The sequence below is a fragment of the Olsenella sp. HMSC062G07 genome (genome assembly GCF_001811895.1).
Taxonomy (GTDB): domain Bacteria; phylum Actinomycetota; class Coriobacteriia; order Coriobacteriales; family Atopobiaceae; genus Olsenella_F; species Olsenella_F massiliensis.
On the sequence record NZ_KV806931.1, the window covers coordinates 1 to 17,474 of the forward strand.

The 17,474-nt window shown below is 60.8% G+C and carries 20 protein-coding genes; 4 read left to right on the forward strand and 16 right to left on the reverse strand.

Annotated features, from left to right (window positions below; all coding sequences use genetic code 11):
* Window positions 1-332: 332 nt before the first annotated feature.
* The 5 genes from HMPREF2826_RS00475 to HMPREF2826_RS00495 all read right to left on the reverse strand — a co-directional run bounded on the left by HMPREF2826_RS00475 (window position 333) and on the right by HMPREF2826_RS00495 (window position 4,842).
* Window positions 333-500 carry a hypothetical protein gene (locus HMPREF2826_RS00475; protein WP_210388938.1) on the reverse strand — a complete coding sequence of 56 codons (168 nt, stop codon included), beginning with the start codon at window positions 498-500 and terminating at the stop codon, window positions 333-335.
* A 108-nt stretch (window positions 501-608) separates the two neighbouring features.
* Window positions 609-1,256: a nucleotidyl transferase AbiEii/AbiGii toxin family protein gene (locus HMPREF2826_RS00480; protein ID WP_070638119.1), complete on the reverse strand. Its 648-nt coding sequence runs from the start codon at window positions 1,254-1,256 to the stop codon at window positions 609-611.
* Window positions 1,238-1,999, reverse strand: a complete 762-nt coding sequence (locus tag HMPREF2826_RS00485; RefSeq protein WP_148138279.1) for a type IV toxin-antitoxin system AbiEi family antitoxin domain-containing protein — start codon at window positions 1,997-1,999, stop codon at window positions 1,238-1,240. Before HMPREF2826_RS00485 ends, HMPREF2826_RS00480 begins: the two co-directional genes overlap by 19 nt.
* A gap of 772 nt (window positions 2,000-2,771) precedes the next feature.
* On the reverse strand, window positions 2,772-3,737 hold the full coding sequence (locus HMPREF2826_RS00490) for a CPBP family intramembrane glutamic endopeptidase (protein WP_070638125.1): 966 nt from the start codon (window positions 3,735-3,737) through the stop codon (window positions 2,772-2,774).
* Complete coding sequence (locus tag HMPREF2826_RS00495) at window positions 3,730-4,842, reverse strand: helix-turn-helix domain-containing protein (protein WP_070638128.1); 1,113 nt, start codon at window positions 4,840-4,842, stop codon at window positions 3,730-3,732. The genes HMPREF2826_RS00490 and HMPREF2826_RS00495 overlap by 8 nt, the downstream gene beginning before the upstream one ends.
* Before the next feature lie 449 nt (window positions 4,843-5,291).
* Here HMPREF2826_RS00495 and HMPREF2826_RS09350 point away from each other — a divergent pair, with 449 nt between their 5' ends.
* A complete protein-coding gene (locus HMPREF2826_RS09350; protein WP_168163949.1) occupies window positions 5,292-5,567 on the forward strand; it encodes a hypothetical protein in 276 nt (91 codons plus the stop codon).
* Window positions 5,568-5,698: 131 nt separating this feature from the next.
* On the opposite strand, the gene HMPREF2826_RS00500 is transcribed toward HMPREF2826_RS09350, so the two are convergent.
* The 6 genes from HMPREF2826_RS00500 to HMPREF2826_RS00525 form a co-directional block, all read right to left on the reverse strand.
* On the reverse strand, window positions 5,699-7,195 hold the full coding sequence (locus HMPREF2826_RS00500) for a HAMP domain-containing sensor histidine kinase (RefSeq protein ID WP_246824625.1): 1,497 nt from the start codon (window positions 7,193-7,195) through the stop codon (window positions 5,699-5,701).
* Window positions 7,183-7,845, reverse strand: a complete 663-nt coding sequence (locus tag HMPREF2826_RS00505; RefSeq protein ID WP_058270918.1) for a response regulator transcription factor — start codon at window positions 7,843-7,845, stop codon at window positions 7,183-7,185. The genes HMPREF2826_RS00500 and HMPREF2826_RS00505 overlap by 13 nt, the downstream gene beginning before the upstream one ends.
* Window positions 7,846-7,954: 109 nt before the next feature.
* Window positions 7,955-8,377 (reverse strand): YxeA family protein, encoded by a 423-nt coding sequence (locus HMPREF2826_RS00510; RefSeq protein WP_070638131.1) that lies wholly within the window; start codon window positions 8,375-8,377, stop codon window positions 7,955-7,957.
* 12 nt (window positions 8,378-8,389) lie between these two features.
* A complete protein-coding gene (locus tag HMPREF2826_RS00515) occupies window positions 8,390-9,196 on the reverse strand; it encodes an ABC transporter permease (protein ID WP_246824626.1) in 807 nt (268 codons plus the stop codon).
* Window positions 9,197-9,273: 77 nt separating this feature from the next.
* Complete coding sequence (locus HMPREF2826_RS00520; protein ID WP_070638138.1) at window positions 9,274-10,062, reverse strand: lantibiotic immunity ABC transporter MutE/EpiE family permease subunit; 789 nt, start codon at window positions 10,060-10,062, stop codon at window positions 9,274-9,276.
* Window positions 10,059-10,772, reverse strand: coding sequence for a lantibiotic protection ABC transporter ATP-binding protein (locus HMPREF2826_RS00525; protein WP_070638141.1), 714 nt, complete (start codon window positions 10,770-10,772; stop codon window positions 10,059-10,061). Before HMPREF2826_RS00525 ends, HMPREF2826_RS00520 begins: the two co-directional genes overlap by 4 nt.
* 749 nt (window positions 10,773-11,521) lie before the next feature.
* Here HMPREF2826_RS00525 and HMPREF2826_RS00530 point away from each other — a divergent pair.
* Complete coding sequence (locus HMPREF2826_RS00530) at window positions 11,522-11,821, forward strand: hypothetical protein (protein ID WP_070638143.1); 300 nt, start codon at window positions 11,522-11,524, stop codon at window positions 11,819-11,821.
* Window positions 11,822-12,136: 315 nt separating this feature from the next.
* Here the strand turns inward: HMPREF2826_RS00530 and HMPREF2826_RS00535 are convergent, their stop codons facing one another.
* The 3 genes from HMPREF2826_RS00535 to HMPREF2826_RS08940 form a co-directional block, all read right to left on the reverse strand.
* Entirely contained in the window at window positions 12,137-13,513 is a 1,377-nt protein-coding gene (locus HMPREF2826_RS00535; protein ID WP_070638146.1) for a sensor histidine kinase, read from the reverse strand.
* Window positions 13,510-14,229 carry a response regulator transcription factor gene (locus tag HMPREF2826_RS08935; protein ID WP_083307150.1) on the reverse strand — a complete coding sequence of 240 codons (720 nt, stop codon included), beginning with the start codon at window positions 14,227-14,229 and terminating at the stop codon, window positions 13,510-13,512. Before HMPREF2826_RS08935 ends, HMPREF2826_RS00535 begins: the two co-directional genes overlap by 4 nt.
* A 122-nt stretch (window positions 14,230-14,351) precedes the next feature.
* Complete coding sequence (locus tag HMPREF2826_RS08940) at window positions 14,352-15,203, reverse strand: C39 family peptidase (RefSeq protein WP_168163950.1); 852 nt, start codon at window positions 15,201-15,203, stop codon at window positions 14,352-14,354.
* A gap of 342 nt (window positions 15,204-15,545) precedes the next feature.
* On the opposite strand from HMPREF2826_RS08940, the gene HMPREF2826_RS09615 reads away from it, so the two are divergent.
* Complete coding sequence (locus tag HMPREF2826_RS09615) at window positions 15,546-15,749, forward strand: 4Fe-4S cluster-binding domain-containing protein (RefSeq protein ID WP_371440560.1); 204 nt, start codon at window positions 15,546-15,548, stop codon at window positions 15,747-15,749.
* Between the two features lie 190 nt (window positions 15,750-15,939).
* Here the strand turns inward: HMPREF2826_RS09615 and HMPREF2826_RS00550 are convergent, their stop codons facing one another.
* On the reverse strand, window positions 15,940-16,575 hold the full coding sequence (locus HMPREF2826_RS00550) for a class I SAM-dependent methyltransferase (protein ID WP_070638154.1): 636 nt from the start codon (window positions 16,573-16,575) through the stop codon (window positions 15,940-15,942).
* Between the two features lie 108 nt (window positions 16,576-16,683).
* Here HMPREF2826_RS00550 and HMPREF2826_RS00555 point away from each other — a divergent pair, with 108 nt between their 5' ends.
* Entirely contained in the window at window positions 16,684-17,037 is a 354-nt protein-coding gene (locus HMPREF2826_RS00555) for a hypothetical protein (RefSeq protein ID WP_070638157.1), read from the forward strand.
* 225 nt (window positions 17,038-17,262) lie between these two features.
* Here the strand turns inward: HMPREF2826_RS00555 and HMPREF2826_RS08950 are convergent.
* Window positions 17,263-17,474 (reverse strand): LPXTG cell wall anchor domain-containing protein (locus HMPREF2826_RS08950; RefSeq protein WP_148138280.1); only part of this gene is annotated, 212 nt, incomplete at its 5' end.

Sequence of the window (17,474 nt, forward strand, 5' to 3'; positions counted from 1 at the left end):
TTCGTTTTCGTCAGGCTTGCCCCCGTGGTCTTCGTTGGGGCGATGGCGGGCGCGTTCGCAACCAGGAGAAAAGGCTAAGCAGGCACACTGAGTGCATGCTTGCCCCGAAGGGGAAGCGGTGGCACAACTTGCTATCAGCGGGGAACTCGCTATGAATACCTGCAGGCGACTCCACCGCTTTCGATCGTTTTTGTCGCTGTACTAACCTCTCGGGAGTAGTCACAAGAGCCTCGGGGGGTGATCACAGTCGCGGGTCAGTGATGGAGAGTATCACTTACTACGTCCATCCCTTGGCAGACCCGCCTGCTTTGGCGTTTGGCGGAAACGGGACCCTACATACGCTTGAGGTTGCGCAGCTTCCACTGGGCCTCTGGACTTGCGAGAGCCGCCGCGGCCATGGATTCGTCAGGGAACAGAAGCGACGGCTGGAAGTCGCCCGCGGCGAAGCGCTCGAAGTACTCCTGCTCCGCATCGTCCTTCGGCTCGACGTAGTCACTCACGAACGCGTGCGCGCCTGCCACGAGGGTTCGAGTGAGGGCGGCTCCTGGCCTTGCCGCAACATGGGCAGAAGCTGCCCCCCGTATTCGCGCTGCCTGTCAGCGAAGCGCTCAGGCCGCTGGGAGAAGCCGTGCGGGAAGCTCGCCAATATCGACGCGTAGAACAGGATCGCCTTCCGCACGGTTTCGCGTTCGTCCCCCGGCATCCCGTCGAGGACGCGCCCCAGGTTGCAGACGTCGTAGAGATCGCGGACCTTGACGCGGTCGAAGAACGCCTTCGTCTTCCCGCCTGCGAGTTCGGCGTCCGAGAAAAACGGCGACCTCGATACCGAAGCGGAGGGGTGTCTCCCTGGGTTCTATCGGCAGCAGCGGCGACCGGTTCATGTATATGCAGTCGACCTTGACGCTGTCCGGGCCCCAAGCGGAGCTGTAGCCGAGTACGAAGGTCCGGCCGGCATGCCCGCCATCGCCGCCCGACACGGCGTATCCCTGCGACTGCGCGGCCTCCTCGATCGAGCGTTCCACGACCGGCCTGTCGGCGAGCACCTCATCCCGGCCAACCGCGCCGATGTAGGAAACGTCGATGTCAACCGAAAGCCTCGGTATGTCGAGCATAAAAAGGTTGATGGCCGTGCCGCCATGCAAGGCGAGCTTTCCTTTGAGCGAGGGGTGCTCACCGACCTCTGCGAGAAGGTCGAGCAGGCGCTCCACCTTCTCGACTGTCTGGGGCGGAAAGCGGTTCACGAGCGCGTGATCCATGAAGACGCCTCCTCATCGGCGTCGGGGAGGATAAGCCTCCACTTGGCCGAGAACCCGGTCGGGCTGCCACCGGCAGGACCGAGGCGGTAGGGCCCGGAGCCGACCATGTCCTTGAGGGCCTGCAGGCACTCCGGCGCGACGTGCCAATCGGCCGCCTTCTCGGTGAGGAGCCAGCCGACGCGGGCGGCCGCAGACGGGCCGGCGGCGGAGACTATGCCGAGCAGCGCATCGGCGTCGATGTAGGCGAAGGCGCTGACGCCCCTCACGGCCTCCTCAGCGCCCCTGGACCTCTGCGGGGAGCAGAGGCAGTCGACAATCGTCTGCTCGCGGGTGGCCGCACGCCTGCGTGACGATTTCCCGCGGATGAGCGCCGAGCGTGCATCGCCGACGGGTCCGCAGGGGACGTAGCGGATGCCGCGGAACTCGAAAGGCTTCCTCACGGCGTCCGACCTGAACTGGCACTCGAAGCCGACGTTGTGCGCGACGCCGTGCGCCTCAAGGGCGGAATGGTACGAGAGCACGGCGCCCGGGTCGGCTGCGGCGGCAACGTCATAGGGGTCCACGCCAGCTCCCTCGAAGCGCCCGTGGTTGGACACGAGAAGCCCGCGCCGCACCCTCTCGACAGAACCGCGCCGCACGGCCTCGCGCAGCTGCTGCTCGGCAGCGACCGGCGAGTCCATCGCGACCATGAGAGCGCCGGTTGTGAACGCTTGATGCTTCGATATGTACTCCGTGAATTTCATGTTGCAGATATTACCACGTAACCCAAATAAAATACATTGGTTTCGATACTATATTAGCAACTTTTGCACGTTAATGGCATCCACCCGTACAATCACATCCATCTCATCGCCAATCTCGCGGTCCAGTGGAGGGCCGCTCGCTCCTGCTGATTCGACCGGTCAAGAGAGGCCGGAAACGGTAGGTGGAATCGACATGAATGGGCACAAGGCGAACATCGCCACCATCCTTTCCTCTTCCGGAAGGCCCCTTGCCTCTTCCGGAAGGCCCCTTTCCTCTTCCGGAAGGCCCCTTGCCTCCGCAGAACGCTGCGCAGGTTCTACGGGGAGGCGTCGCAACCCCCGCGGCCCTGTCCATCGACGTCGTACGGTTTGTCCAAAACCGTGCAAGAGGTGGTAGCCGCCAGTCACATGAAAAAACACTACATGCAAAAGCGGGAAATCACCCGAAACCTACTCCCACTCGATCGTCGATATTCAAGCATCTGTGAACTCACTATATGAACTGACCTGCGGTTGCATGTACTCCCGGCAGCTCGAAAGCGTTCCAAAAACGGAACTCAACTGGAACTCATCACTGAGTTCCACTACAGCACGCGAAAGCGCTGGGATGGTAACAGGTTACTGGGGAGTAAATCTCTGACCTGCGGGAATGCGAGAAGGTTGTGCTCAACTGAGTTCACATCGGCATCGAGGCTTCCTCATACATCTCGGCTTTGCTCGGGAGTAAATGACCTGAACGGGTAAAACGGCGTCTGGCTCAATGTAGCCCGGTTCACGTAAGCCGGTTTGCGGCAGGCCCGTCCTGGCTTTCCGCCCCCGTCGTTTTCAGCCAGCAGGCCACGCCCAGGATGAACAGCGGGATGCCTGCAACGTACCCGTAGGTGGATGGCCCTGCCAGGGCCTGCCCGCCCGCGCAGAACAAGAGGCCGATGTTGGCCGTGGCGTTGAACGCACCATGCGCCAGGGCGCATGGCCAAACGCTCCCCGCACGCGTTCTCAGCAAGCTAAGGAATGAGCCCATTGCAGTGCAGGTCGCGACCATCACGAGGACCCCCGTCCACGGGAAGCCGGCGTAGCCCATCCCGAAGTGATGGCCCATGGCGATGATCGGGGCATGCCATATCCCCCACACGAGACCGGACGCGAGGACGGCGGCTCGCGGGGGCATGAGCTCGCAGAGCGAGGGAAAGAGCAGGCCGCGCCAACCGGCCTCCTCCCCAAAGGCCGGCAGCATGTTGACGAACGGAGCGACCGTGAGGGCGAAGATGACTGAAACGGCGATGATGGACGTCTCTGTGCCGACAGCCATTCCGCCAGCATCCTGTGCGGCAGCCGACATCGACTGCAAGAGGCTTTGCGGCATCGGGTCGAACAGATCGGGAAACATCGCGAAGAATGCGAGGAGGCCCAGCGAGGCGACCGCCGCCGGGACGAGCCACGCGGCCAGGTACGTGCGAAGGTTCCCCTTCACGCGTGGGCGAAGACTCAGGTCGATCCCGCCTCCGGAATCGCAGCACCGATTGGCCGCGAGCGCGCCGACGAGGGGGAAGAACATGCTAGCGGTGATGGGCAGGACCACGGCAGGCGCGCCGAGCTCGCCCACGGAGAAGGAGTCGAGCGCCAATCCCGCCACGATGATGAGGCCCCAGGTGAGCGCGAAGGTGACGAGCAGGAACACGGCGATCCGCCTCTTCGCGACCGTCCTGCGGAAGGAGGCGTCTCGCTTGGCGCTATCCATGTGCGACCTCCTTTAGGCTCGCCACGATGCGCTCGAAGCGCGGGTCGTCGGATAGAGAAGCGAACGCCGGGTTCGCGGCAACCCCCTCCAGCAGACTCGCCTTCACCCTCTTCTCGTCGCGCGGCATGTCGGCTCCGACGGCGCTCGCGCGCTCGAACCAATCGCCCAGCTTGTCGAAGAAGGCGTCCCCGTGGAACGCCCCGTCGAACCACATGGCTCGACACGAGCGAACGTAGTCCTCGAGGCAGCTGATGGCCCCGTCTGCATCGCCTGCGACGCTGAAGGCGGCCGCGAAGGAGAGGTGCACCGACGGCACGTTCACGAACACCTTTTCTAAGCCGAACGAGTCGATGATCCGGAGCGCGCGCACGTGAGCGCTTTCGAGCCTGTCCGGTTCCGAGGCGTGAAGCATCGCGAGGCCTGCTAGCCGGCTCAGGCTCAGGACGAGCGCCTGGTAGAGCATCGACTGCAGGGCTGTGTCGGCCTCTTCCGTCATCCCGAGCGCGGAGTAGGCCCTGGCAAGGATGATGTCTGCGCCCATGTCGGGTGAGACGGAGTCCTCGAGAAGCTCCGCCGCCTCCTTCGCCCCTCCCTTCATCAGCATCAGGATCGCCTCGACCGACTCGGCCTGCCTTACGCAGCCCGAGCCCTTGGCGCCTCGGCGCACTCGGCCGCATAGGCCGATGGCCTCCTCGATGAGCGGGCCGCGCGCGCCAGGGCTGGCGAGGTCGACGTGGTTCGCGTAGAGCGTCGCTATCTGCAAGAGCAGTGGGTAGCAGGAGAAGTAGTCGCGCGCCAGAGCCCGGCACATGTCGTGCGCCCGGTCGAATGGACCTTCGGCGAAGGCCGCGCGCAGGCGGGCGCATTCCATGCGGATTGCCTGGTCGCTCATCTGCGGCCTGTATCCCATGAGCTCGTCTATGCTGATGCCGAAGTACGTTGCGATGCGCGGCAGCAGCGCTATGTCGGGATAGCTCTGCCCGGTCTCCCACTTGGAGACCGACGCCTTCGTGACCCCGAGGAACGCTGCCAGCTCCTCCTGCGTCAGCCCGCGTTCCCTGCGGTTTCTCGCGATGTTGGTCCCAACCGAGATTTCGACATCCATGGGCGCCCTGTCTCAAGTCCTTCAATCTCCTAAAAGGTTAAGGGGTCGGCTTCGGATGGGCAATCGAGCCGTCGCCCATTTTGATTGAGTTAATCAACCGAAGGTTGATTCGTCCTGAACTGAGCTACACGTCCCCTCGGGGTTCCAGGCGATGTCGCCGACTGGTGGGGCGCGCGTCCGGTCGAAACTCGTTCCCCACAGGTTCCTTTTGCCTTTCCAATTGCCACTGCGCCTGATTCTCCGGTAGCCATGCAGCCGCAAGCGCTCCTTGGAGTGAAATGACCGTTTTAGAAAAGCGGACCTTACAGTGGCTTAGCGTGGCCTAACTCCCCGCGCCACATTGCAGGGTCTCGGCAGAGCTAGTACACCTCTCAATACCGTCCAAGGAAAAGGTCTTCTTGGCATGAAAGGGCATTTGATTCGAGTAAATGCCAAACGAGAGGTGACGCATGGCAGACGAGATGTTCAAACTGGAGCGGACCACAGTGCAGGGGGCCAATGCCGCGAATACCGACTTGTCCGACAATGGTTGCGTAAACCACGAGAATACCGAGGCGGAGAATCGGGAGGCTTCTGCGCGTCAGGAAGAACCAGCTCGGCGATACGCTTCGCGCCATGGTTCACCGGCTCAATCTGCTCGTCCACGTGGCTCAGAACACATGTGGAACGCGGCCATGGAAAGCGGCGGATGCAGGCTGACCATGCTCGGCGAGCATGCAGCCTAGAAGCGTATCCGAAAAAGCGGTGCAGGTCATTTCTTTGAGGGGCAGATGGATGCAAGCGTCAATAGCAAGGCGCAAGCATCCAATGAAGCAGGGGCATTCGGCTCTTGCGAGAGACCTCGCTGGATTCGGGGTCATTGGGCTTGCGCGACCGCCAACGGCAGCACGATGCGGGCCCGGGCGCCGAGCACGCTCCCCTCCGCGTCCTCGCGGTTCGAGAGTTCGAGCCTGCCGCCATGCGCCTCGGCTACATCCGACGCAATCGACAGGCCCAGCCCAAAGTGAGCCGCGCCGCCCGCGCCTCCTGCGTTGGTGCGCGATGCGTCGCCGCGGAAGAACCGCTCCACCCCGTGCGCGAGGGCCTCGGACGAGAAGCCATCGCCGTCGTCCTCGACGGCGATGGAGAGGACCTGCGCGCTGCCGTCGAAGGAGAACGCGAGCGCCACGTGGCCGCCACCCGCGTGGTCGCAGGCGTTTCCCGCCAAGTTGAGCACCGCACGCTCAAGGGCGCCTGCGTCCCAGAGCGGCAACGCCGCCTTCGCGGCGGCCGCGTTGCAGGCGTCCTCGAACGCGGTAGTGCGCGATGCCTCGAGAACGAGCCCGCGCGCCGCGACAAGCCTTCCCACCGCGCCCTCCAGCCCGTCGGCGAGAACTCCGGGGTCCACCGGCGCAAAGCTCATCTCCTCCGTCTGCCCGCGGGATGCCTCGACGATCCTGTCCACGAAGGCGTCCATGGAGAGCGCCGCGTCCCGCATCGCCCGGGCGGAAGCGGCCTGGTCCGCGCCGAGCGCGCCCGAGGCGGCGTCCTCGGCGAGCAGGTCAGCGTTGCCGAGTGCCACCGTGAGGGGCGTCTTGAGATCGTGCGCGAGCGCGGAGACCTGCTCGCGGCCTCGCCGTTCGGCTGCCCGCTGCGTTTCCAGCGAGTCCTTCAGCGAGACCCGCATCGTCTCCATCGCGCGCAGCACGTCGTCGATCTCGGTCACGTCGCTGCTCCCAACGGACGTGTCCAGGTCCTGCCTACCGACGGCCTCTGCCGCAGACGTCAGGGGCTCCATCCTGCGCGTTATCACACGCCCGGCGCGCATGGCGACGAGGGCGACGACAAGAACCAGCGCGATCAGCGCGGCCCACACGAACAAGTCCTGGGGGTTTGGAAGGGCGTCGCGCGTCCCCTTGTCGGCCCACTGCGGCACGATCTCGTAGCGAAGCACGCAGCGTCCACCGTCGGCCAGCCTCACTGCGAAGTAGAAGGACGACGAGGCAGCCTCAACGATGCGAGGGCCGTCCCCGTCGAGTGGGGCTGCGACATCCTGCGCAGCTGCAAGCTGCGCATCGGGCATGTCGGACGTAAGGAGGGAGCCGTCCGCCCCGAAGCGGGCGAAGCGGTACGCCGATGGGATGGCGCCGGCGTCGAAGGAGGCCTGTCCGGCCAGGATGCCTTCGACCTCTTTCAGATGGACCTCGCCGTAGTTCGCGAGCAGGACGGCGCCGGACCCTATCTGCCAGGCAAAGGCGCCGGCGGGGATGCCCACGGCGAAAAGCGCACCGACGAGCACGTACAGGAAGTAGCGGCCCACCACCAGGGCCAGGGGGATGCGCATGCGCCGGCGCACGGCTTCTACGCCCGCCACCTGTACCCCATCCCGCGAGCCGTCTCGATAGGGTCCACGCCTGCGCGGCGGAGCTTCGCGCGGGCGTTGCTCACGTGCATGGAAACGGCGTCGTCGCCCGCGTCCGAAGCCCACCCGAGGGCTTCCTCGTGAATCTGCGGCCGCGAGAGCACCCGGCCGCGATGCTGCGCGAGGCACTCGCACAGGGCGTACTCGGTGGGCGTGAGGGGCACCACCTTGCCGCTTACAAAGAGCTCACGCGCGTCGAGGTCGATGCGCACATCGCCCAGGACGAGCGCATGCGTGCGCACCCGGCCCTCTCGGCGCAGATGGGCGGCCACCTTGGCCCGCAGCTCCGCGATGCCGAACGGCTTGCGCACGTAGTCGTCGGCACCCAGAGACAGGCCGCGCACGGCGTCCTCCTCGGCAACCTTCGCGGTGAGGAAGAGGATGGGCGCGTCCACGCGGTCCCGGATGCGCTCCACCAGCTCGAAGCCGCCCATGCCGGGCATCATCACGTCGCACAGGACGAGGTCGTAGCGGGACAGGTCGAGGTCGAGCGCGGACACTGAATCGTTCGCGACGTCGACGACGTGGCCGTCGCGAGCAAGCACGCGAAAGAGCAGGTCGGTGATCGCCCCGTCATCGTCGATTGCGAGAATTCGCGCCACGCGTCCCCACCTCCTTGCGCGCCCTGCAGGGTCCCTGCGGGGACTTTGCCATATCAGCTAATCTTATGATGGTACACCACGTTCGCGGGCGGTCCCGCTCGCCAAGAGCTCACCCGTCGCCCAGGGCTGTGCGCGCGACCTGCGGGACCTCATCCTCTGCGACGCTCTGATAGTGCACGCCGGAGGTCCCCCTGGCGTCGATCTCGAGCCATCCCTCCCCGGAGGCTTCCCGTCCGAAGAGGATGATGGTCACGGTGATGTGCCTGCCGTCCTCGGTGGCCGCCTCCACGTCGTATACGTAGTTCGTGCTCGAGCCGGACGCGTCCTGGTACGAATCCGAATGGGTGCCCGGAGCCGGGCAGCGGGCCCAGACCGTGCGCTGTGGCGCTGGCAGCAATCTGTCGGCCACGCTCTTGGCCACCGGTCCCGCGCCAGCGCAGCCGGTACACCCCCGCAGGACTGCGACGGCAAGCACGATTGCGGCGGCCAGCGCGAGGAAGATGAGCCCGCGCTTACGCGTTCTTTCCATCATGTCAGCACCTCCTCATTCTCCGCGCAAGGCGGGCTCGAAGCGAAAGATCCATGCAGCCGAGGCGCATGAGAGCAGGACGGTCGCGGCGGTGCACAGGCCTGCAGCAGGCCCGATCGCAGAGGCGACGTGGGCCGCGGCGCCCGCCGAGCCCGCCGGCCCGCTCGCGATAGCCAGCTCGACGGGAAGGGAGCCCAGGAGCACCGCCCAGCTGGTCGGCAAGTACGAGAGCACGTTCGCCCCGGCGGCGGTGAGCTCGCCGGTCATGAGGCCGTGCGCAAGCCCTCCCATCGAGAAGAACGCGAGCATGAGGCCCGCCGCGCCCGTCGCTATCGCGGCGTTGCGGCCCCAGCGCAGCGCGACGGCGTAGAGGACGAGGTAGAGCGGGACGCTCCCCAGGGAGAGCCCGAGGGCGGCGCATGCCAAGATGCCCGGTCCCAACGCCTCGCGCCCGGCTAGGACGAGGGGAACGGCGAACACGACCACAGCGAGAAGGAGGGCAAGCGAGCCCATCAGCCAGAGCGCGAGGAGCCTCGCGGAGAGCGCCACCCGCCTCGACGGGACGGCAAGCAGGCCCGAGAGACCCGTGGCCTCTCCCTCTGCATCCGCGTCCAGCCCGCAGACGATGCCCGCCATGAGCGGCATCAGGGAACCGAGCAGCTGCACGAAGGCGTCCGCCCCCATGGACGCGTCCCAGGGGGCGAAGGCGAAATACGCCCCGCACGCCACACCCGCCGCCAGGGAGCACGCCAGGTGTAGCGGCACCAGGGGAGACCGGCGCAGGCGCAGCGCCTCGGCACGCAGGGCACGCGAAGGCGTCATGCGCGGCATCGACGCACGCGAGACCCCGTCTCCACTCGCACCGCAGTCTCCATTCGCATGATTCGCCATCACCCTCGTCATCGCAGCTCCTCCGATCTGGCGATCCACGCCGCGCCGGCGGCCGTGAGCGCGGCAGCGAGTGCGCAGGAGACGGCGAGCGCAAGCACGACGTCCCCCTGAGACATCGACTCCACGAGGGCCATGCCGGCACTTGCTGGCTCGCCACTCGGCAGGACGGGCAGAAACGCCGTCGGCAGCACCATGGTGGCCGTGGGCGGGCAGGCGGGCCAGAACGGCACGGCCGACCAGCCGAAGCCCAGGGCCAGCTGCGCTGCCAGCGGGACGAAGACGCCCGCGAGCATCCCGGCGCGCATCGTGAGGAAGAGCGTCGCCGGGACCATCCACGCGCTCGTGACGGTCAACGCAAGCGCCGCGGCCACCATTGCCGGCATGCTCGCCGCGCCCTGCGGCACCGCGAGCGACGTCACGGCGTACACGGCGAGGACGACGAGGTTCGACAGCAGCGAGAGAGCCAGGCACCAGGCGACCTTCGCGCCCCAGGCCAGAGGCAGCGGCACGCCGACCGAGAGCAGGGCGCGGTTGCCCAGGCGCACGTCGGCGTTGGCCACCGTAGCAGCCACGAGCGCGATCGAGACCGGCATCAGCAGTGCGTACCAGTAGTTCCAAGGGGCGTACTGCAGGCCCAGTTGCGGTATGTGCAGGGCGATGAAGGCCGCCAGCAGCGGAAAGGGCAGGGCCAGGGCGACGGCCAGGCGCACCGGCGCGGCGTGCCTCGACTTCAGGGCCTCCGAGCGCAGGGCGCGCGCGAAGGAGCCGCGCGCGGGCAGGCCTCTCTCCGTCCTCATCGGGTCGCCCCCTTTCGGCACACGTCCATGAAGAGAGCTTCCAGGTCCTCGCCCTCATTCAGGGCGTCCTCGTAGGCGAGCCTGCCGCCGACGATGATGCCAACAGTGTCGGCCGTGTGCTGCACCTCGCCGAGGATGTGGCTCGATAGCAGCACTGTGATGCCGTGCTCGGGGAAGCTCCGAATGAGGCCGCGGAGCTCCTCGATACCGATGGGGTCGAGCCCGTTGGTCGGCTCGTCCAGGATCAGCAGGCGCGGGTTCGCGAGCAGCGCGAGCGCTATCCCCAGGCGCTGCTTCATTCCCATCGAGAACCTCCCGGCACGCTTGACCCCCGTGTCAGCGAGCCCCACCGTCTGCAGCGCCTCGTCGATCCTCTCTTCCGGCAGGCCCAGCAGCGTCGTACGCACGCGCAGATTCTCTTTCGCGGTCAGGTTCGGATAGAGGGGCGCCTGTTCAACAAGCGAGCCGATGCGGTAAAGGTCGTCTCGTTCCCAGGGGTGCCCCTCGAAGAGCATCTGGCCCCCCGTGGGGCGCAGCATGCCCGTGATCATCTTGAGCGTGGTCGACTTGCCTGCGCCGTTGGGACCGAGCAGCCCGTAGACCTTTCCCTCGTCGACGTGCAGGGACACGTGGTCCACCGCCGTCTGGGCGCCGCCTCCCCGCCCGAACCGCTTGGAAAGCCCGCACGTTTCCAGAACGTATCTTGTCATGTCGTCTCCTGTCTTGCCGGCCGACCTTTCATATCTCAGTTTGGGCGGGCTTTCTAAAGGAATGCTAAAGGTCATGGATATGGCTGTAGGAGTCTCCAGGACGCGCCCAGCGGGAGAAAACCTGCACTTTTGCGAAAATCGAGCTTCAAAAGATGCGCTGAGTTCAAACTGAGTTTCAGTTTTGGGAATTGGGGCAGCTTGGACGTGATGTCGTAGCACACGCGGTTAGCGCTGGGGACCTCGGCCTCCCATGCGGCCAACTAGGGCTCACGCACATATCAAATTGCCCACACGGAAACCGCCTGGACTTCCCGAGTGATGAAATATGAATCCGGAGTCTGACAGACCACATGCCCAAAACCGACTTCGTAGCCAGACAGGCTGTCGAGGCAGGAGAAGTTCCTCACGGCATCCTCCCCCACCGTCGCGGACGTTTTCACTTCTCTAACTCAAATCGAATTCCTAAGGACCGCCGGATTGGCCAGAAACTATCAGACAAAAGCTTCAGCCTAAACTTCTGAACTACATTTTCAAAACTTGAACCGTTTAAAACTATTGAACTGCCTCCCAAACTTGGATATCGAAAAGCGGGAGGCAGCTTAAAAATGTCAGGCGGCCCCTGCAAGCGAGCAGCCAAGGGCCATTGAAAATCTCACAGAGCATGAGCGCTGTTATGGTGTGGTCATCGGTGTCGGTACAAACAGCTTTATTGTCTCGACGCATCCTCACACATACGGAAAGGCGCCCTGATGTTCACCATCAAAATCATGAACGAGCTCCTGCATGAGCCAGTTTGGACCTGCATAGAGGACGCCGGTGTAGAGACAGACAGCCTTCCCTTGGTTCACGACGATCCAGTCGTAGCGTCTTTAAACGGAAAGATTGGCAAGCTGTACGACTTCTACTACGAGTTCGACTCGCACGGTATGGCGTGTTGGTTCAACGAAGAGCAAGAAAATGTGGACAAAGCTCGTACGCCCAAGCTTCTTGGCAAGCTAAACGCACGCCTCGCTGAGATCAACGACGGGTCATTTTATCGTCGACCATAAAGAGACGCCGCGCATCAGAGCGTTGTAGCCCCTAGCCTCCATACAGACACCTTTACTGCATAGATTGCTCTAGCGGAGCGGTCATATCATGGAAGATCGACGGGAAAGTAAAGCCGGGTTTGACTGTTTCGACGATTTCCTCTTGTCCAAATATTCAGACGTAATTAAGAACTTGTAAGTAAACACAGCGATAACCCGGCAGGCGCAGGAGGCTGTATCAAAAGCCCCTTCTTTTTTTCATCATCTCACGTGGAAGAAGTTTGCCGTTATCATCTCATCACATAAGACAAACGCCCGCACTCGCACCACTAAAGACTACTCTGCATGAGAAGCGCTGGCAGTGAGACTAACAGACGCTGCATGAGAAACACTAAGCGCATGAAAGCTGTCGGTAGTTATGGCTACGCTGGGAAAGTGAAGCGTCACTGAAAACAGGTCTGCATCTATTGCAAGTTTCAAACTCCCACCTTGAAGCTCCATCAGACTCTGAGCAATCGAAAGACCCAAGCCCGAACCTTCGGTCGTGCGTGAAGCGTCTCCCCGCACAAAGCGCTCTAGCAGTTCTTCCGCACTAATATTCAACTGCGTTGCAGAGATATTCTTGCAGCTAATGTCTACTCCCCCCTCAGCTGAGGGCTGAGCGCTGAAATAGGCCCTTGTTCCTGCCATGGCATACTTGGACACGTTGCTAAGGATATTGTCAAAGATGCGACCCATCTGCCTACCATCGGCATTAATCATCAACGGCTCGTCAGAAGTGGTGCATATCAGCTGAACGTTCTGCTTGTCCAGGCGCTCTGTCCACTCACCACCTGCCTGCGCCACCAGCACAGAAGCATCAAGCGGCGCCAGTGCAACTGAGATATTGCCTGTCTGGGCCTTGGAAGCCTCAATCAAATCCTCAATGAGCTTGCGTAGGCGCACAGACTGACGGGCGAGCACATCAGAGCATTCCTCAAGCTTGTCTTCATCACGACCCTCTGGAGCAATAGCAAGCTCAGCAGAAAGCAAATCGGCATAGTTGATTACCGAAGTCAACGGCGTCTTGAGATCATGGCTCACATTGGCAATGAGCTCGGTGCGTAGGCGCTCGGCGCGCACCTTGTCCTGCTCGGCATCAAGACTCAAGCGCAAGGCGTTAGCCTGCTCATCTGCAGCCACAGAGCTCACGTGCGCCAATCTGTTGATATCGCTTGCGAGCTCGCGAAGATTACCGCGCATCAAACTTTCATCCACCTGCGCTGTAAAATCACCAGCAGCCAGACGCTTAATTGTTTTGCTTATATCGTCAAGACGGGCCTGGCGTTCACCCAGCATCACAAAGCTTAAAGAACACAGCGCTAACACCAGCAACGCGATAAAAAAACCCGAGGATACGCAAAACAGTACTACGATGACGACTGCGACATATCCCAGTGCCCAGCGCCAAAGGTATGACCAAGCGGTTTTGATATCGTCAGCCATCTCCCAATGCTTTGCCACAAAGAGCATAAAGAGCACGAGTGCACAATCAAGGGTGCACATAACGTAATAGCTCTCAGGAAAATCGGTCATGCCATGTGCAGCATAGACAAAAAAAGTATGAACCAGAGGAACCAACAAAAAGACGCTGATAAACGCCAAGATGCACATGAGCCAAACCCAAAGAGCGCCGGCGTGCTCATTGGGGATTTGCTGGTTATTGCGCTTCATCGTACGCCTCCCATCTTGTAGCCGCGGCCCCACACCACCATGAGATAGCGAGGCTCAGCAGGGTTAATCTCTATTTTTTCTCGCAGATGACGTACGTGAACAGCAACGGTATTTTCACAGCCATACGAGGGTGCGCCCCAGACTGCCTCGTAGATTGCAGCTGGGCTAAAGACACGTCCAGGATGCTTCATAAGAAAATGGCAGATGTCATATTCTTTGGGTGTAAGCGCAACCGCTTCGCCATCTACGGTAACTTTTTTTGCAGCATCATCGAGTTCGATACCACCAAGCACAAGCGTTGTGGCAGCTTCCTCTTCCTGAGGACTGGCGGCACCGAGCCGCTTGTATCGGCGCAGTGCACTACGTACGCGTGCCAATAACTCTGCAGGTACAAAAGGCTTGGTGACATAATCATCCGCGCCCAAATCAAGACCGAGCACCTTGTCTGCGTCCTCACTTTTAGCGGTAAGCATAATCACCGGCACATTGCTGAGTTTGCGGATTTGTACCAGTGCCGCCGGGCCATCCATCACGGGCATCATCACATCAAGCAACACTAAATCGACGGGACGGCTGTCTTCAATCCCCTGCTCTACCGTCGCAACAGCTTGCTTGCCGTCATAGGCACAAAGCAGCTCATAGTCAGGATTTTGCAGATAAATCTTGAGTGCACCAACAATATCACGGTCGTCATCTACTAGAAGAATGCGATACATCTGAACTCTTTCTCACATAGACCCTTGCATTTCAATACAACGTTTCGTCAGGGCAGGTGGTGTACGAACAAGGGCTTTTTTTCACGAGGATATATGAGGTGGCAGGCGGCAAGTTCTGCTTGTTAGACTTGACGTTTGCGCAGGACCCAGAGATTTTGAATCTGGCCCTCAAGCTCATCGTAGGTCCAAATCTTATTGGAGCGTTCTCTGCTATTGGGATCACGCACAACGATACCATCTTCCCTAAGACCAGCGAGAACAATAAAATGACCAGTCTTGGTAAAATCACCCTGACCCATGATGCAAATAATGGGATTGCCTGCTTCGAGGTTTGTCTTAACACGTTTCTCTTGCAGGGGAATCTCGGTCACATCTAAACCTAATTTTCGACCGCCCTGAGATATGAGCGCCCAGGCACTACCCTCTCCATCGACTGCATAACCCTGAGCTGTTGCAAACTCGCCCATCGCAAGAGGCGACATCGATGTGTCCCCCGTAAGATAGATATAGGCCATCGATAAACAGCTCGGACCACAACCAGAAAGCGCAAAATACTGACCCGCATAGTTGGTATAGCCCCAGCGCTCATCCCACTGCAAGAAGAGCGGAACCATGGGACTGTGAGCGTATTCAGAAAGATCAATAGTTGGATGATCGTTGTGGTGCTTGTCATAATCCAAAACAAACTGGCGTGCTTCGGGATTGCGTTCAAAAAGACTGACAAGCTCGGCAGGAGTGGCCTTGGAAGGGCGTTGCCATAGCGGCAAGCCCTGTTGAAAACAGATAACACCAAGGAACGTAAGCGTAAAGGATAAAAGAATGATAACGCGCTTGAACCAGCCGCGATGACGATGTTGGCGATGCGCTCGGCGCTGATACGACCGAAGTGTTGAAGCGCTACGGCTATAGCGAGTTACGCCGCCTCTATAGACAACATCATTATGAGACGTAGACCCTTCGCGGATAACTTCCATGCGCCCTCCTTTCCTGACTTGCGGCATTTCACGACAGGGTTGTATTGCTTAAGCACATTGTCTTCTGACCACCCTTTAAGGAACCAGAAGCAAAATTCGAAAGATTTCCTTAACTTCAGGCATGCAAATTGGTCTGACAAATCAAAGGACTACTTTGCAAAGACATTGAGCCCTATACCCAGGCAACGTCAAAAGAATTATTACAAAACACATCATCTAGTAGGTATAAATCAGTTTTGGATCTATACTTTGTGGCTGGTGACGACTGCGGCAGGGGCGCATATGAATTACGCCACTATCAAATAGTGCGATATTGCCAGCGGCATTGGCGTAAGAACAACGCTGTTTGTATCTGGCTGCCGTCGCGCCTGTCCGTTTTGCTTTAATCCCGAGGCTTGGTCTTTTGAATATGGCAATCCGTCTGATGAGGCGGTACAACAGCAGATTATCGACAGCCTCAAGCCAGACTACCCCGACGGCTCGGGAAGCTGGTACGACGAGCCGGGTTGGACCGACGAGTATTCCCGCAGGCTCGAACTCCCGTAAATGCAAGGAGGCCCCTGCTCACCTTGCCCGTCGCCCTGTGGCGGCGGGCTTTCCTTTGCTGATGATGCCGCTTGATTTGTGACCATCCGCGAAGACGTACGGCAGCAAGGGGCCGCGTTCTCGCTCGGGAGGTTTCGCATGGAGTCGATTTTGTGGCGCTCATAGGCGGGGCGGGCAGCGTTGTCCGGCGTTACTTTTTCGCAACCAGATGCGCGCGGAACCCCTTCTGGGCGGCGAGCTTTTCAATCGCGAAGCCCGCTGCCTCCACGAGCTCTCGGTATTCTCCCATCTTCAGAATGCGCACGTCGCCGTGGCCGGCCAGACGCGCAAGTGGCATTTCGAAGGTGTTCATGAGCCAAACCACAACGTCGTTTGACGTATAGTCGCGCAGAATGAGCTTGCCACCGGGGCGCAGCACGCGATGAGCCTCGCGCAGAAAGGCGCCCGGATTGGGATAGTGGTGGAAACTGTTGGAGCATAGGATCGCGTCGAAGTCCTCGTCTCCGAAGGGCAGGTTCTCGGCGTCTCCTACCACGAACTCGACGTTTGAAAGCCCTTTCGACCGGGCGGCCTCAATCATCGCCGGCGTGATATCGAGGCCGACGAAGTGTTTTTCGGGGTACTTCTTGGCAAGCAGCTCGATAACAGGGCCCGTGCCGCAGCCTACGTCAAGCACGTTATCGAACGGATCAATCTCGAGCTCCGCTAGCATGGGCGGGTAGTCGTCCTTGCACATCTCATAGATGCCCGCATGATCAGTCTCATAGACTTTTGCCGCTTTGGTGAACTCCCTAATAGAGAGTTGCTTGTACTGTTCTGGCGTCATCGAGCACCTCTCTCGGTAAAAAAGTTAGCCCATAATAACATTATAGAAGGACGTGCGGACAATGTCGCTGGCTCTGTTCGCTGTCCAGGGCAACGTAGGTCGGCTCCATTGCCCGGAGCCACTCGAGGGTGCGCGGCATGGACACCGGGAAAGCCCCACGTCATACAGGCCGAGGCGACCAACCTCACCCACGCCGCCGGCAAGCACGACCTGCCGGCGCCTGCGTGCAGCACGGAGGTCTCCCCGGGCCACATCGCGCTGTCCGGGCACCCGTCCCAGTACCGCAAGACGCCTCTCGCGGCCGTCGGGTTCTGGGAGCACGACGAGAAGTCCGACGGATACGAGGGCCTGTATAGCGCGATCTGCTACGACCGGGAAGACCTGCTCGAGCGCCACCGCAGCCGCTACGAAGGCGTCAGATCCCCCTTCACCCCAGACTGCTCCCAGTTCTCGGTGACGTGAGCGGCCTCGAGGGCCAAAGGTCATACGCGAATTCGTAGAGCGCATAGAAGTTTTCAAACCAAGGTAAATTAGCGCTCACAGGATGCAGAGGATGCGTATCGTTTGGGGCTGCATTGGTAAGTTTATTCCACCGCAGAAAAGAAAGACGAAAAAACGGTATAGTCGCATTTCACGACTATACCGTATGTTTCGGGATTACAAGCTCCCTAAGTGGCGCTGTCTGGCCTATTGGTTGTTATTTTTCTTAAGCCCCAATGCTAGTGCCAAAAGAGCAGATCCTATTAGCGCCATACCACATACATAGAATGAGGTACTCATTGCATCGCCAGTTTTTGGTAGAACACTTGGCTTTTTAGCTCCTGGGTTCTTTGGATCTTCTGGGTTGACCGGTTCTGCCTTAAATGTCCAGGAGCCCGTGATGGTCGCGTCCCCGTCGC

Coding starts and splice junctions, on each gene's coding strand:
- HMPREF2826_RS00535 (WP_070638146.1), bottom strand. CDS start 13,513: ATGAAGCGCAATAACCAGCAAATCCCCAATGAGCACGCCGGCGCTCTT.
- HMPREF2826_RS00495 (WP_070638128.1), bottom strand. CDS start 4,842: ATGGATGTCGAAATCTCGGTTGGGACCAACATCGCGAGAAACCGCAGG.
- HMPREF2826_RS00530 (WP_070638143.1), top strand. CDS start 11,522: ATGTTCACCATCAAAATCATGAACGAGCTCCTGCATGAGCCAGTTTGG.
- HMPREF2826_RS09350 (WP_168163949.1), top strand. CDS start 5,292: ATGGCAGACGAGATGTTCAAACTGGAGCGGACCACAGTGCAGGGGGCC.
- HMPREF2826_RS00525 (WP_070638141.1), bottom strand. CDS start 10,772: ATGACAAGATACGTTCTGGAAACGTGCGGGCTTTCCAAGCGGTTCGGG.
- HMPREF2826_RS00550 (WP_070638154.1), bottom strand. CDS start 16,575: ATGACGCCAGAACAGTACAAGCAACTCTCTATTAGGGAGTTCACCAAA.
- HMPREF2826_RS00485 (WP_148138279.1), bottom strand. CDS start 1,999: ATGAAATTCACGGAGTACATATCGAAGCATCAAGCGTTCACAACCGGC.
- HMPREF2826_RS00520 (WP_070638138.1), bottom strand. CDS start 10,062: ATGAGGACGGAGAGAGGCCTGCCCGCGCGCGGCTCCTTCGCGCGCGCC.
- HMPREF2826_RS08935 (WP_083307150.1), bottom strand. CDS start 14,229: ATGTATCGCATTCTTCTAGTAGATGACGACCGTGATATTGTTGGTGCA.
- HMPREF2826_RS00515 (WP_246824626.1), bottom strand. CDS start 9,196: ATGACGCCTTCGCGTGCCCTGCGTGCCGAGGCGCTGCGCCTGCGCCGG.
- HMPREF2826_RS00480 (WP_070638119.1), bottom strand. CDS start 1,256: ATGGATCACGCGCTCGTGAACCGCTTTCCGCCCCAGACAGTCGAGAAG.
- HMPREF2826_RS08940 (WP_168163950.1), bottom strand. CDS start 15,203: ATGGAAGTTATCCGCGAAGGGTCTACGTCTCATAATGATGTTGTCTAT.
- HMPREF2826_RS00510 (WP_070638131.1), bottom strand. CDS start 8,377: ATGATGGAAAGAACGCGTAAGCGCGGGCTCATCTTCCTCGCGCTGGCC.
- HMPREF2826_RS00490 (WP_070638125.1), bottom strand. CDS start 3,737: ATGGATAGCGCCAAGCGAGACGCCTCCTTCCGCAGGACGGTCGCGAAG.